Origin of the sequence: Olsenella kribbiana, from assembly GCF_036408795.1 — a bacterium.
In the GTDB taxonomy this organism is placed as follows: domain Bacteria; phylum Actinomycetota; class Coriobacteriia; order Coriobacteriales; family Atopobiaceae; genus Olsenella_L; species Olsenella_L kribbiana.
In genome coordinates this window covers 143,537-157,231 of record NZ_JAZGJP010000003.1, presented here as the reverse complement: position 1 = coordinate 157,231, position 13,695 = coordinate 143,537, and the positions used below count along the sequence as shown (strand labels likewise).

The 13,695-nt window shown below is 58.3% G+C and carries 14 protein-coding genes; 11 read left to right on the top strand and 3 right to left on the bottom strand.

Annotated features, from left to right (window positions below):
* Window positions 1-2 precede the first annotated feature (2 nt).
* The 5 genes from VXJ24_RS03545 (at window position 3) to VXJ24_RS03525 (ending at window position 3,703) form a co-directional block, all read left to right on the top strand.
* Window positions 3-179 carry a hypothetical protein gene (locus tag VXJ24_RS03545; RefSeq protein ID WP_330971544.1) on the top strand — a complete coding sequence of 59 codons (177 nt, stop codon included), beginning with the start codon at window positions 3-5 and terminating at the stop codon, window positions 177-179.
* 400 nt (window positions 180-579) lie between these two features.
* On the top strand, window positions 580-783 hold the full coding sequence (locus VXJ24_RS03540) for a YlcI/YnfO family protein (protein WP_330971543.1): 204 nt from the start codon (window positions 580-582) through the stop codon (window positions 781-783).
* 2 nt (window positions 784-785) lie between these two features.
* Entirely contained in the window at window positions 786-2,084 is a 1,299-nt protein-coding gene (locus tag VXJ24_RS03535; protein ID WP_330971542.1) for a hypothetical protein, read from the top strand.
* Window positions 2,081-3,301, top strand: a complete 1,221-nt coding sequence (locus VXJ24_RS03530) for an HNH/ENDO VII family nuclease (RefSeq protein WP_330971541.1) — start codon at window positions 2,081-2,083, stop codon at window positions 3,299-3,301. Before VXJ24_RS03535 ends, VXJ24_RS03530 begins: the two co-directional genes overlap by 4 nt.
* A gap of 12 nt (window positions 3,302-3,313) precedes the next feature.
* Window positions 3,314-3,703 carry an SMI1/KNR4 family protein gene (locus tag VXJ24_RS03525; protein WP_330971540.1) on the top strand — a complete coding sequence of 130 codons (390 nt, stop codon included), beginning with the start codon at window positions 3,314-3,316 and terminating at the stop codon, window positions 3,701-3,703.
* 428 nt (window positions 3,704-4,131) lie between these two features.
* Here the strand turns inward: VXJ24_RS03525 and VXJ24_RS03520 are convergent, their stop codons facing one another.
* Together VXJ24_RS03520 and VXJ24_RS03515 are read right to left on the bottom strand one after the other, a co-directional pair.
* Window positions 4,132-5,442, bottom strand: a complete 1,311-nt coding sequence (locus VXJ24_RS03520) for an AAA family ATPase (protein ID WP_330971539.1) — start codon at window positions 5,440-5,442, stop codon at window positions 4,132-4,134.
* A gap of 182 nt (window positions 5,443-5,624) precedes the next feature.
* On the bottom strand, window positions 5,625-6,200 hold the full coding sequence (locus VXJ24_RS03515; RefSeq protein ID WP_330971538.1) for a hypothetical protein: 576 nt from the start codon (window positions 6,198-6,200) through the stop codon (window positions 5,625-5,627).
* A 318-nt stretch (window positions 6,201-6,518) separates the two neighbouring features.
* Between VXJ24_RS03515 and VXJ24_RS03510 the strand changes: the two genes are divergently transcribed.
* The gene (locus VXJ24_RS03510) at window positions 6,519-6,941 is read left to right on the top strand and encodes an Hsp20/alpha crystallin family protein (protein WP_330971537.1); all 423 of its coding nucleotides are present in this window, start codon (window positions 6,519-6,521) and stop codon (window positions 6,939-6,941) included.
* A gap of 95 nt (window positions 6,942-7,036) precedes the next feature.
* Here the strand turns inward: VXJ24_RS03510 and VXJ24_RS03505 are convergent, their stop codons facing one another.
* Entirely contained in the window at window positions 7,037-7,861 is an 825-nt protein-coding gene (locus VXJ24_RS03505) for an MBL fold metallo-hydrolase (RefSeq protein WP_330971536.1), read from the bottom strand.
* Between the two features lie 108 nt (window positions 7,862-7,969).
* Here VXJ24_RS03505 and tilS point away from each other — a divergent pair, with 108 nt between their 5' ends.
* From tilS to VXJ24_RS03480, 5 genes are read left to right on the top strand one after another with little or no spacing between them, the layout of a single operon-like run.
* Complete coding sequence (gene tilS / locus VXJ24_RS03500; RefSeq protein ID WP_330971535.1) at window positions 7,970-9,493, top strand: tRNA lysidine(34) synthetase TilS; 1,524 nt, start codon at window positions 7,970-7,972, stop codon at window positions 9,491-9,493.
* Between the two features lie 4 nt (window positions 9,494-9,497).
* On the top strand, window positions 9,498-10,046 hold the full coding sequence (gene hpt, locus VXJ24_RS03495) for a hypoxanthine phosphoribosyltransferase (protein ID WP_330971534.1): 549 nt from the start codon (window positions 9,498-9,500) through the stop codon (window positions 10,044-10,046).
* Window positions 10,047-10,102: 56 nt separating this feature from the next.
* Window positions 10,103-12,067, top strand: coding sequence for an ATP-dependent zinc metalloprotease FtsH (ftsH, locus tag VXJ24_RS03490; RefSeq protein WP_330971533.1), 1,965 nt, complete (start codon window positions 10,103-10,105; stop codon window positions 12,065-12,067).
* A 36-nt stretch (window positions 12,068-12,103) separates the two neighbouring features.
* Window positions 12,104-13,273, top strand: a complete 1,170-nt coding sequence (locus VXJ24_RS03485; protein ID WP_330971532.1) for a pyridoxal phosphate-dependent aminotransferase — start codon at window positions 12,104-12,106, stop codon at window positions 13,271-13,273.
* Window positions 13,273-13,665, top strand: a complete 393-nt coding sequence (locus tag VXJ24_RS03480) for a hypothetical protein (RefSeq protein WP_330971531.1) — start codon at window positions 13,273-13,275, stop codon at window positions 13,663-13,665. Before VXJ24_RS03485 ends, VXJ24_RS03480 begins: the two co-directional genes overlap by 1 nt.
* The last annotated feature ends 30 nt before the right edge of the window (window positions 13,666-13,695 follow it).

Sequence of the window (13,695 nt, the reverse complement as noted above, 5' to 3'; positions counted from 1 at the left end):
CCATGGGAAAGCCAGACGATAGCAAGAAGAAGGAACCGAAGAAGGAGCATGACAGGAAGAAGCCGGATGTCGATCCTGCCTATGCCCGTCCCGAGAACGAGGACGACGACGGATACGATCCGTGGTCTGACAGAAGGCCCAAGGCGGAACCGCTCTTCGAGCGCGACCCCTGGGACTAGGGATTCTGGCATTCAGAGAGTGAGATGGAGGGGCGTCTGTAATGCGCGGGCGCCCCTCCTGTGTTGACTCTCATGCAAGCAAGTGCGTCAGTAAAATGACACTTGCCCTCTGGGAGAGAAGACACCAACTGGGCAAACGCTATTTCGGCGAGACCAAGTGTAAATTTTGGAGCCCCGAAATTTACACTTCGCTGCGAGCGTGCGGATTGCCCACGGCGAGGTACAGGGGACAGAAGCAGCCATCTGATTGACATTAAGCCTGCTGACGGGACGGCCGCCCCATGCAGCTGTCTTACCGTTTGTATACCTCCGCTTACAGGTCGCTGACTTCTCTTGGCAGAACCTGAAGGTAATATGATTGCAAATTTATTGCAGTCTGCCATCACGACAGAGGAGACCTATGAAGTACTCCGAACTGGTCGAAAGCGGTGCCACGGAATCCGTGCGTCAGGACTTCCTTGTAGAGGGAGAGCCGACAGCGGTAACCCTGCGCATCCCCAAGAACCTCAAAGATGCTGTAGCCGAGTCAGCCCGTCTCCAGGGCATCAGCTTCTCGGCCTACGTGCGCTCCTGCCTCATCGAGAAGCTTTCGGGAGGCGAATAGCCATGTCCTGCATCAAGCGCCTGAACTCTCTGCACTCTGCTATTGTCGCAGCTATGGCAGTTCTCCTTCTTCTGTCCTGCTCTGCCGTGACACCTCACGTAGCATTGGCAGAAGATACCGATAGCGCTTCGGCCAACAACAGGTATTACTACGATACGAAGGTCAACACCGGCCGCGACAATGGCTACTCCGGCTCAGAAGAGATCGGCGTAGACGATCCTCACTTCGGCTGGAATCTTGGCAGCTTCGTCGTGAGCGGTTTCACGAGCCGAGCCGATGACAACGGCACGCCCGTCTTCCTCAAGAATGTTGGCGACGAGGTCAAGCTCTCCTTCATCCTCGATCAGGACATCGATGCCCTGAATGGAGACAGCAAGAAGAAGATCAGCAACGACAAGAACGGCTATGACCAGGAGTTCGAGATAGCCAAGAACAATGATGGTTTTGGACGTGGCACGCTCATCGTGCAGCATACCGACTTCCAGAATGCCTCGACTGACCCTCAGGTCTTTCGCGACTACCTGCCCGCCCGGGAGGTCGGGGCAGAGACCGACATCGATCTCTGCGAGGAGGGCGACTATGTGGTGGCGCTCGACTACGAAGTGGAGACAGCTGGCAACATCCCTGTGGTTTCGAACATTCCTATTACACATCGCTTCGATGACTACCGCATCGCCTTCCGCTTCAAGGTGCGCAACAGCAATACGATGATGTTTCTCATCGACACGGGTACAGGAAGCGAGCTCTACAACGGTTTCGTAACACAGAATGGCTTCCGCATCGATCTTGCTGGTTCCCACTACCTCGACGTGAGCGTGAAACGCGAGCTTATGAATGAAGGACATGATGGCCTCGTCGAGGACACGAAGTTCAATAGGACTGCTACAGACGGTGCCACCTACACTCAGGAAGGCATCTACACAATCACGGTGAAGAATCCGAGCACCGGCGAGGAGCCCACTACAAAGCGGATATACGTCGGCGACGACGATGTATTGAAGGCGGCCGTAGCGAACCACATGGATGTCGCCGACGTCGAAGAGCGCATCGAAGATGGTGCCACCGTCGGAGCCGACGGGAAGTTCGTGCAAGCATCTGCGGCGGATAGTACGGAGGACGTTTCTGCGTCAGAGGATAGCAGCCAGATTGCCAATGCCAGCAGCGGTGGAAGCTTGTCCATTGCGGTGCCTGCCCTGATTGCCATTGCTGTAGCAGCTGTCGTTATCGTTCTATGGGCAAAGAAGCGCAAGCGTGACAAGGCTCAGAATCCGTCGCAAAGCAAGGGCAGTGATGCCAAATGATTGGAAAGAGAATCATCACGGCTGTTCTTACAGTTGCGCTGGTGCTCAGCGGCCTTCCTGGTTGCGGCTCGACATCACAGCCAGCATCGGACAATCAGGCCTCAAACGAAAATGCGTCGGATGCCGGCGAAGCCTCTTCCTCCACGGACGCTGAACCAGAATTCAGCAGCCTGTCTGATCCAGACCTGCAGCGTTATATCGAGGACACCACCTATGAGCAGGTAGTAGAACAGATCGATTCAGACCAATATTTCGTCGAGAATGTCCAGGCTGTCTACGTCTCACAAGAGTACTTGGACGAGCTTGCGTACAACTCTAAGAAGAATATCTATTTCGGATATACTCTCGACGAGCTTGAGGACCAATTTCAAGGCACAAGGTACATCTTTACCCTTGATGAAGATGGACATACGGCTGTCAAGGCCGTTGACGATCATGATGATACCTTCAATCAGGTCGTTCGCAATGTAGCCATTGGCGACGGTGTCATCCTTGTCTGTGTCACCATTTCCGCCGTGAGCGCTGCCGCTAACGCCCCGACAGTAAGTGCAATCTTCGCTGCTTCGGCTACCCATGCTGTTCGTTACGGCCTTGAAGGCGCAGCAATTGGTGCCGGAGCCGCTGTAATCTCCACGGGGATGCAGACCGGGGATACAGATGAAATCCTAAAGGCAGCTGCCCTTTCAGGAAGCGAGGGCTTCAAGATGGGTGCCATTTGTGGCGCCATTGAGGGAGGGGTTGATGAGGCTGGTGTCCTGCGCGGGCTCACCTTAAATGGCCTCACCATGGACGAGGCTGCCGTCATACAGAAGGAAGCAAAGTATCCGCTGGATGTAATCAGACAGTTCCACAGCATGGATGAGTATCAGATCTATCAGCAGGCGGGACTCAGAGCTCAGATGGTCGATGGAAAGCTCGCACTTGTCAGAGACATCGATCTCAACTACAAGAGCTTGCTTGCGGACGGGACCGAAGTGACCAATCTCGAGAGAATGATGCAGGGCTATGCCCCTATTGATCCGGCAACTGGAAAGGCTTATCAGCTGCATCATATCGGACAGAAGTCCGATGGTACTCTGGCGATCCTTACCGAGGCGGAACATCAGGGAAATGCTGGTATTCTCAATATCCCTGGCAAGGAGAGCGAGATTGATAGGAATGCCTTCGCTAAGGTTCGTCAGGAGTTCTGGAAGAGCTTTGCCGAAAGCCTCTCTTAAGGATGGACAGACATGCTCACTTTGAATGAACTCATAGAAAAGGGTCCTTGCCTCTGCGTTGGAAACGGGGCGCCGGAAGACCGCATCGATGAGGCCGAAAGGCAACTGGGGCTCAGGTTCTCAGAGGAATACCGGAGCTATCTGCAGCGGTTTGCGGTCGCTGCGCTCAATGGACATGAACTGACGGGAATCACTGACGTCGCACGCTGCAATGTTGTAGCCGTTACAGAAGCCGAACGAGAGCACGCGCCTGCCGCCAAGGGAAGCTGGTATGTTGTCGAGCAGGCTGATATCGATGGAATCGTTCTTTGGCAGGATGCAGACGGATTCGTCTACCAGACCATAGAAGGTGGACGGCCCATCCTGTTTTCAAAATCGCTTGCTGAATACGTGATGAAGTGAGATGCAACGCAAAGCTGCATGAACGAGGTATATTTGCTTCAGCCGGGGTCGTTGCGGACGTAGGCCCAAGGGAGCTGCATCGCGGCTAGCATGAGGTACCCGGCTCATTCTTTGAGATTCTTGCTCTGCAGATAGCTTTCGCGGAGCACAAGGTGGGAGTCTCTGTCTATATGCCAAGTTCAGGGAACAAGGCCTCTGCTATCTGATAAGTCCTGTGATTGGGGCTGGCCTCTATAGCGTCTACTTCGTCCATAGCCTGACGGGTGTCTGTAGGAATGGATCCTGCTGGACTAAGAGGGGCAATCCTCAACCAGAGCTTGCCGTCTTTAAGTATCGTGATGGGGAACCGGTTCTGCTGATTGAGTCACAGAGCTCTTCGAAGTGGATTTCTGCTTCTGCCATATCGACACTTGGCATTGCGTTGGGCTTCATTTCCGCCCCTGTACCTTCTCGGCGCTATGCGCTTGAATCTGATTGAAGGGCAGACTGCCAAAGTCGCCGGACAGAACAGGTACGCCGCCGTATCTTCCGAGAAGATAGCCTGAAGCGAGAGGCTCTCCTTCTCTCGGAAGATAATCCAGAAGAGGCGAGATGGATGTGCTGCCAGAAGCATCTTTGTCTGCAAGCCATATCTGGTCACGTCCCAGGAGATCGTGCTGCATGAAGACCGGATCGAGGGCTGTGAAGATAAGCTGGACAGGCTGCGTCTGTCCTGGTCGTTCGAAGAGCCTGACAATCTCTGTGGCAAGCATTGGATGCAGGAAGGCATCGAGCCCATCTACGATAAGCGTTCCTTGGTTCTGGAAGGCGCTGCCGATTGAAGCGCTCAGAGAGAACAGCTGCTGAGTCCCCGACGACTCAGCCTGATATTCGATATCGGCCGAACCATTGACGCCCATATGTTCAAATACGACGGTCTTCTGCATGGCCATCGTTGTGTTCCAGACACCCAGGCTAATGGGCTTTCGCACAACAGCAGCAGACGAGATTCCCAGGTCGGAGCACCTCATCATTCTCTGCACGAAGCGCTGCTGATAGCCGTCACTCGGGCTCCCGTCAAGCAACTCGCCTGTTGAAGGGAATGTAGCTGTGAGGTCCTTCTTCCAATCTGGGATGGCGAGGGCGTTCTTGAAGAAATCGCCGGCAGGCTTGATGGCTGCAGATCCCGGCATGCCGGGATGATGGAAAACGAGCGACAGTAAGAGCGTGTTGGGATTGAGCATGCTTGCTATAGCATGGCTGATTGGCACAGAGGAAGAGCCTCTGAGCAGGGAATGGCCAGATGGTCCTATCGTGCGACTGAACAAGGTGCGGCGGGAGCCTCTGGGGAAGGAGCAGAGCTTCTCCTCTACGATGGCTTCTTCGTTGTAGGAGAAGCGGTATTCATAGCGGATGTTCTCCCACACAAAAGCGATGAAACAATCGGTGGGCTTCTGCGCCGATTCATGGTCGAGAGCGAAGGGGCTATAGGGGAGTCTCCTGTCTGGAGAATACGATGCTGATTTCAGCACCAACTCCTGCATCATGCACAGGGCATCGATGAGGTTCGACTTGCCGGATCCGTTGGCTCCGAAGATTGCTGCCGAATGCAGGAAGCGTTTGCCCGAAAGGCCCGGGAGCTCGTAGCGGATGAGCTGCGCCTCGACGCCGTCTCTTGTCCGGTCCGGTGCAGCGACCAGGCTCAGCTCCTGCTCGTCTCTGATGGAGCGGAAGTTCTTCACGGAAAAGAGGATGAGCATCTATGCACCCTTCCTGGAAGCATGCTGGGCAGCGCCAAAGCATAGGGAATGAATTGCCCAGCCCTATTATCGACGAATCCCTTGCAGCGGGGTGCGTGGCTGCAAGGGAAGATGCGGAATAGAAAAGGAGCGCCTGCAATGCAGACGCTCCATGCAAGTTGCTTGATTGACGAGCCTTCTGCTTACATACCGAAATTGGAAATCAGGAGCTGGAATACGCAGATGGCAGCAATGGCCAGAATGGCCACGACCACAGCAAGCGCGATGACAGACTTCGTGCGGCGTGCACGCTCCTGGGAAGCGAAGATGGAACGGCGTCCCTTCGGAATCTCGAGGTACTGGCCGTAGTGCAGATCGCGCTGGAGACGCTTCATCTCGGAGCGGGAACGACGGTAGGAGGCACCGGAGAGCGGGCCGCCACCGCCAATTGCGATGCCGGAATCATGCGTATAGTCGCTCGGATACTTCGTGTTCTGGGGCTCGGAGATCGTCGGCTGGGTCTTGCGGGGACGGGACGGATGCACATAGCCGCCCTGGCGCGGGAAGCTGCCGGTTGGGCGGACATCACGCTCGGCAGGAGCAGCATAGCCTGCATCCTGCTCATGGGGAGCAGGGGCATAGCCATTCTGTGCAGGAGCGTATCCCGTATTGTCCATATTGTTCACATGCTGCGACTGGGTCCTCGGACGGGGCTCTCCTGCAGAGCCTTCGTATTCCCCGGCGTCTGCATCCTCATATCTATAACCGTTCTCGTCCACAGATATCCTCTCCCATAGGCGAGCGAAGTTTCATCTCGCCCCATTCTATCTCATGGAGCCCTGCCCCATGCAAAACTGGACAGCTGGCGGCTTTCAGATTCCGAGAAACCACAAAGCGGCGCTGTGTCTTGCGGCAGACTGAATGGGTTAGACTGTTACGCTCAATATCTAACAATATAGACTTAGATATGCTCAGTCTATGAAGAGCAGAATATCTTTGTTCTAGTGTTTAAAAGACCTCTCGGAGGGCACATATACCAGCAGACAACAAGAGCGTCCCAGAAGAGGGGCGCGCAGGATCTGCTAGGAGTGATAGATATGATGGGCCTTATTCCGTTTGATCGCTATGACCGTGATATGCTTCGTGCCTTCGATGGTATGGATGACCTCTTCAAGAGCTTCCCGTTCGTCGAGAGCGCCCCTGCCTTCCCGATGGATGTCGAGGATGCAGATGACAAGTACGTCGTCTCTGCTCCGCTTCCGGGCCTGAAGAAGGACCAGATCGATGTGGAGCTTAATGAAGGCACCCTGTCCGTCTCCGTCGACAAGAAGGAATCCGACGAAGAGAAGGGCAAGAACTACCTCCACAAGGAGACCGGCGAGTGGAGCGCTACGCGCAGCGTCTATCTGAAGGATGCCGCAACGCAGGGCCTCACCGCACGCTACGCAGATGGCGTGCTCACCGTCACGGTGCCGAAGCAGTCTGCAAAGCCGAACGCAACGAAGATTGCAATCGACTAGCTGCTGACGTCGGCTGTATGAGATAGCAATGGGGACAGAGCTTCCGAGCTCTGCCCCCATTTTTCTGTACTGGCAGGTTTTCTCAGAGCGGTCTTCTACCAGACGCTCACTGCCTCATGCTGCGAGGCAGGAAAGACGGTAAGCAGGCCATCAGGGGTCCTGGCTTCCGTGAAAGTCGTGTTCGTAGGCTCTGCGCCCAGCGCCTCTGCGAGCGTGCGGATGCAGACGCTCGGGCGGTTGTTCTCCTCGGAAAGATGGAGGGCTACGACGCACTCCGTATCCTTCGTGACGAGGTGCGGCAGCACGGCTGCTGCCTGGGCGTTCGAGAGATGGCCGCCCTCTCCCTTGACGCGGTCCTTGAGGTAGCGGGGGTAGGGACCCGTTTCGAGCATCTTCTCGTCGTGGTTGCTCTCAAGCCCCAGGATGCGGCAGCCGTAGAGTGCATCCAAGGCTTCGTCTGTCACATATCCCGTATCGGTGCACCAGCCGAGCGAGTCCTGGATCTCTCCCTCGCCGTCTATCACATCGAAGCGGAAGCCTACGGGATCGTTCACATCGTGTGAGGTAGGGAAGGCGCGGATGTGCATGCCGGCAAGATCCAGGGAATCGTTGTTCTTGATGAGTTCGAAGGGCATCTCCTGGAGATAGGACCTTCCTGCCACGGTGCCTGCCGTGGCAAAGAGAGGGCCGTCGAAGTGGTTGCAGAAGACAGAGAGGCCCGAGGTATGGTCTCCGTGCTCGTGGGTCAGAAGCACGGCACAGATATCGTCCAGAGGGGCTGCTACCTCCTGCGCTCTGGTTCTCAGGGCCTTGTAGGAGATGCCGTCGTCGATGAGAATTGAGCCTTCGGGGCCCTGGACGATGGCGGCATTGCCTTTGGAGCCGCTTGCCAGCACGAAAAGATGTATCGAAGGTGTCATATATTTCCCGTTTCTTGGGGCGCTGTTCTAGAATCAGACCTTACTAGCTTAGACATTCCTTGCCTGGGGCACCGAAAACCCTAGGGAAGGAACATGCAAGGGAGAGAAATGACAAGCGTTGCCAGAAGATATGCGCCGCCTGCCAAAGCGGCGCCCGGCTCGGAGGGACGAGCTCCTGTCGTCCTGATGGTCTCGGGCGGCGCTGATTCGACGGCCCTGCTCGTTCTGGCAGCCACCTCGAAGCTCGATATCGGCGATGGCAGGGGCCTGGCCCATATCGCACGGGAGCGCCTGGTCGTCCTCCATGTGAACCATGGGCTTCGTGGCATCGATGCGGAAGAGGACGAGGAGTTCGTACGGGGGCTTGCCGAGCGCTTCGGCATTCCCTGCCATGTGGAGCATGCTGACATAGCAGCGCTTGCAAAGAAGGGCGATGGAAACGTCGAGAATGCGGGACGCGAGTTCCGCTATGCCGCTGCAGCAAAGCTCGCAAACGAGCTCTGTGCCGAATATGGCTCTCCGCGTGGAGCAGCAAGGATCGTCACGGCGCACACGGCAGACGACCGTGCCGAGACCTTCTTCATGAATGCTATCCGTGGCACCGGCCCCTCCGGCCTCTCCTCGATCCCTCGGCAGAGAAACAGGATCGTGCGTCCGCTTCTGGGATATTCGCACGAAGAGCTCTGCGATCTTCTGCGCATGCGCGGCATCGTATGGCGCGAGGACCAGACGAACGCTGATACCGCCTATCTTCGTGCGTACGTGCGGCATGAGATCATGCCGGTCGTGAAGGCCAGGAATCCGAAGGTGCTCGCAAGCCTTGCCACGACCTGCGACATCCTCTCTGATGAGGATGCGTACCTCACGCAGGTGACGTCCCGCACGTTCCATGAGCTGGAGAGACGTCGGCAGGAGGGCATGGTCGCGCTCGATGCTGCACGACTTGCTGCGACCGATGTCGCTGTGGCACGCCGTGTCGTACGGCAAGCCCTCCTTGCGGTGGCGCCTGATGCCCGCCTCGAGGCCAGGCATATCGAGCGCACGCTCGAGCTTGTGGCAGAAGGCACAGGTTCCCAGACCATCCCTCTCGGTGTGGATGTGCGCGTGGAGCACGGGCTTCTCTTTGTCCGGGCACGGTCTGCGAGGGAACGCTTCACGGGTGGCTTTCTTCCGGTGCCGGGCACGCTCGAGCTGCCGGATGGCTCGGTGCTCACGGCTGCTATCACGCCTGTTGCCAAGGGTTCCGACCCTGTGGCAATCGCCCGGGTTCACGGACGCGAGTGGGCAGGATCTTCGGTCCTGCTCGATGCAGAGCGTGCAGGTGCCTCTGCCCATGATGCAGAGCTCTGGGTGGAGCCGCCGCAGGCAGGGGAGGTCTTCTGCCCTCTTGGCATGCATGGCCAGTCGAAGAAGCTCTCTGACGCCCTCTGCGATGCGAAGATTCCTGCTGCCGACAAGCAGGACGTCGCCGTCGTCCATACAGGGCCGACCGGACACATCGTCTGGGTGGCCGGTCTTCGGGCAGATGAGCGATGCCGCGTGAGCGCTGCCACGAAGCTGCTGCTAGAATTACGGCTTGAGAGTCCCTCTGAGGGAGCCAAGTCCAAAGGTGCGAATGCAAAGGAGCAATGAGCCCATGGAACAGCTGCATCCTGATGTAGACCATATCGTTCTGACCGAGGAAGACATCCACGATATCGTGACGCGTCTCGGAAGCGAGATCTCGCGCGACTATGCGGGGAAGAACCCGCTCGTCGTCTGCGTCCTCAAAGGTGCCTTCGTCTTCACGTCCGATCTTCTGCGTGCCATCACGGTGCCCTGCGAGGTCGATTTCATGGCCGTCTCGAGCTATGGCTCGGGCGTCAAGACCTCGGGCGTCGTCCGCATCGTGAAGGACCTGTCCACGAAGCTCGAGGGCAGGGACGTCCTGATCGCAGAAGACATCCTCGACTCGGGCCTCACGCTTTCGTACCTGATCGACCTCTTCAAGGCGCGCAATCCCAAGTCGGTCCGCATTGCCGCCTTTGCCGTCAAGGATATCCCCGACCATGTCCCGGCCGTCGAGCCTGACTACGTCGGAACGCATGTCCCGAACGAGTTCATCGTCGGATATGGCCTCGATTACGCCGAGCGCTATCGCAACCTGCCCTACATCGGCGTGCTGAAGCCTGAAGTCTATAGCTGATCTTTTGAGCCGCCTGCCTCCGCAGGCGGCTCGACCCTGCCTTTAAGGAGCGATTCGTGCCTGACAAGAAAGACCCGAAGCGGGGACTCGACCCCGACAAGCTCGACGGGACCACGACCCGCCGCGCTTCCATCATCTCCCTCCTCATCATCATTGCCCTGATTGTCTATCTGATTGTGAACATGGGCGGCAGCTTCGGCGCCCCGCAGACGAAGAGCCTGACCACGAGCGAGTTCGTGGCTGCGGTCCAGGACGGGCGTGTCGATACGGCGACCTACGCCACGAAGAACGGCACCCTCTCAGGCACGTATTGGGAGAACAAGGGCGATGTCGGCAATGACAGCAAGCTCGAGCACTACAGCTCGACCTATGTCGGCACGGACAACCTCGACGACCTCATGCAGGACCATACCGAGGTCAAGTTCGATGTGAACACGAGCACGGATGACTGGCTCGAGACGATCCTCATCTCGGTCGTTCCCACCATCCTGATCGTCGCGGTCATGATCTACTTCATGAACCAGATGCAGGGACAGAACAACCAGGCGATGTCATTCGGCCGCACGAAGGCAAAGACGACCGAGGAGACGCGCCCGAAGGTCAAGTTCAAGGATGTCGCTGGCATCGATGAGGCCGTGGAGGAGCTGAAGGAGATCCGCGACTTCCTGAAAGATCCTGATCGCTACCACAGGATGGGTGCAAGGATCCCTCGCGGCGTCCTTCTGGTCGGCCCTCCGGGCACGGGCAAGACGCTCCTCGCGAAGGCCGTTGCCGGCGAGGCAGGCGTGCCCTTCTTCTCGATCTCTGGCTCCGACTTCGTCGAGATGTTTGTCGGCGTCGGCGCAAGCCGTGTGCGCGACCTCTTCAAGCAGGCAAAGGAAGCCTCTCCCTCGATCATCTTCATCGATGAGATCGACGCCGTGGGTCGCCAGCGTGGCGCTGGATTGGGCGGCGGACACGACGAGCGCGAGCAGACGCTGAACCAGCTTCTCGTCGAGATGGACGGCTTCGAGGAGAACGAGGCTGTCATCCTCATCGCTGCCACGAACAGGCCGGACATCCTCGACCCGGCACTGCTTCGTCCGGGCCGCTTCGACCGCCAGGTCACGGTCGACAGGCCGGATGTGCGCGGACGCGAGCAGATCTTGAAGGTCCATGCAAAGGGCAAGCCGATCGACGAATCCATCGACTTCGCAAAGCTTGCAAAGCTCACGCCGGGCTTCACCGGCGCCGACCTTGCGAACCTCATGAACGAGGCAGCGCTCCTCTCGGCCAGAAGGAACAAGGACACGATCTCGCAGGCAGAGATCGAGGAGGCCATGGAGCGCACGATTGCCGGCCCCGAGCGCAAGACCCGCGTCATGACAGAAGGGGAGAGGAAGACGATCGCCTTCCACGAGTCCGGCCATGCCCTTGTGGGACATGTGCTCGAGAACTCCGATCCTGTCCACAAGATCTCGATCATAAGCCGTGGGCAAGCTCTTGGCTACACGCTCCAGCTTCCGACCGAGGACCACTACCTCGAGACGAAGAATGGCATGCTCGACCAGATTGCCGTCCTTCTGGCGGGCCGCACGGCAGAGGAGCTCTGCTGCGGCGACATCACGACAGGCGCTTCGAACGATCTCGAGCGCGCGACGAAGATGGCCCGCGAGATGGTCACCCGTTACGGCATGAGCGAAGAGCTCGGCACGCAGGTCTTCGGCGAGGCGCAGCACCAGGTGTTCCTGGGCCGCGACTATGCAAACCATCAGGACTACTCGGCTGAGACGGCAAAGAGGATCGACGACGAGGTCGAGCGCATCATGCGCGAGGCGCACATGCGTGCACAGAACGTCCTCTCCGAGCGCAAGGACCAGCTGAAGCTCATGGAGCAGGTGCTCCTGGAGCGTGAGACCGTCGAGGGCGAAGCTGTGGAAGCGCTTCTCGACAACAAGTGGGACGAGTACCTGGCGTCCCATCCTGAGGAGCAGAAGAAGGAAGAAGAGGCTGCCGAGGAGGCAGGCCATACGGAGGACTGAGCCTTTCGGTTTGCCGGAGGCAGAAAGCGAGGAAGCATGGATATCAACGAGACGAGCTATGGCCTGGGTGCATCCAAGTCATCGATTCGCGAGATTGCCGCCTACGGCTCGCGCCGCAAGGCAGAGATCGGGGCAGACAAGGTCTATGACTTCTCGCTCGGCAATCCTTCCGTGCCGGCTCCTGCGGAGGTAAAGGAATCCATCGAGAAGTCGCTCGAGCTCGATCCGGTCGCCCTCCACTCCTATACGCCGGCAGCAGGCCTTCCCTTCGTGCGTGACGCCGTGGCAGAGCACCTCAACAAGGAGTGCGGCACCTCCTACAAGGGCGGAGACCTCTACCTCACCTGCGGCGCCGCAGCATCGCTCACGATCACCTTCCACGCAATCGCGAACCCGGGCGATGAGATCATCGTTATCGCTCCCTACTTCCCGGAGTACAAGGTCTTCATCGAGGCCGCAGGTGCCACCTGCGTCGAGGTCATGGCAGACCCCACAACCTTCCAGATCGACTGCGACGCCGTGCGTGCTGCCATCACGCCCCGCACGAAGGCTGTTGTCATCAACTCTCCGAACAACCCGATCGGCACGGTCTATTCGCGTGAGACGCTCGAAAAGCTGGCCAAGGTTCTCTCCGAGGCTGGCCAGGACATCTGCCTTGTCTCCGACGAGCCGTACCGCAAGATCGCCTTCGGCGCCGAGGTGCCCTGGGTGCCCTCGATCTACCCGAACACAGTCGTCTGCTACTCCTACTCGAAGAGCCTCTCGCTTCCGGGCGAGCGCATCGGCTGGGTGCTTGTGCCTGACACGAACCCGAACCACGACAGGCTGATTCCGGCCGTTGCTGGCGCTGGCCGCTCCATGGGCTTTGTCTGCGCACCTGCGCTCTTCCAGCGCGTTCTTGCAGACTGCGTCGATGTGCCGTCCGATGTCGCCGCCTACGAGAGGAACAGGAAGGCTCTGACCGAGGGCCTCTCTGCACTTGGCTATGAGTACATCGAGCCGGAAGGCGCCTTCTATCTCTGGGTGAAGTCGCTCGAGCCGGACGAGAACGCGTTCTTCGAGAAGGCAAAGTCGCTCGAGCTCCTGCCGGTGCCGTCCGATTCCTTCGGCTGCCATGGCTGGGTGCGCGTCGGCTACTGCGTGAGCTACGACACGATTGTGAACTCCATGCCTGCCTGGAAGAAGCTCAAGGAGCTGTACCAGTAATGACAAAGAAGAAAAGGAGCTGCGAGGAGTGCGCGCTCTCGACGGAGAAGCCGGGCTTTCTCCGCTCGAAGGCCGTGTGCCTGGCACCAGAAGGGTCAGGTGCTGATACCGCAGAAGGCGGCAGGCACTGCCCGCGGTTCGTGCCGCGCATGAAGAGCCTGAACGCCGTCCAGAACCTTGAGGCCATGAACCTCTGGGCCCACAAGAACGTGAGGCGTGCGGAGGCAGGAGAGGAAGTCACGGTCACAGAGACCGTCGAGGCCACTGACGACGACCTCGCGCTTGCTGCGGCTGAGGCCAAGGCACGTGCTGCCAGGGCCCGGGCCGAGGCGGCAGAAGCCGAGGCAGAGCTCGCCGAAGCACGCCTGAGGGCACGCCAGAAGCGCTCCTAAAAATATGGGCATAGCGTGAGAGGGGGCAGG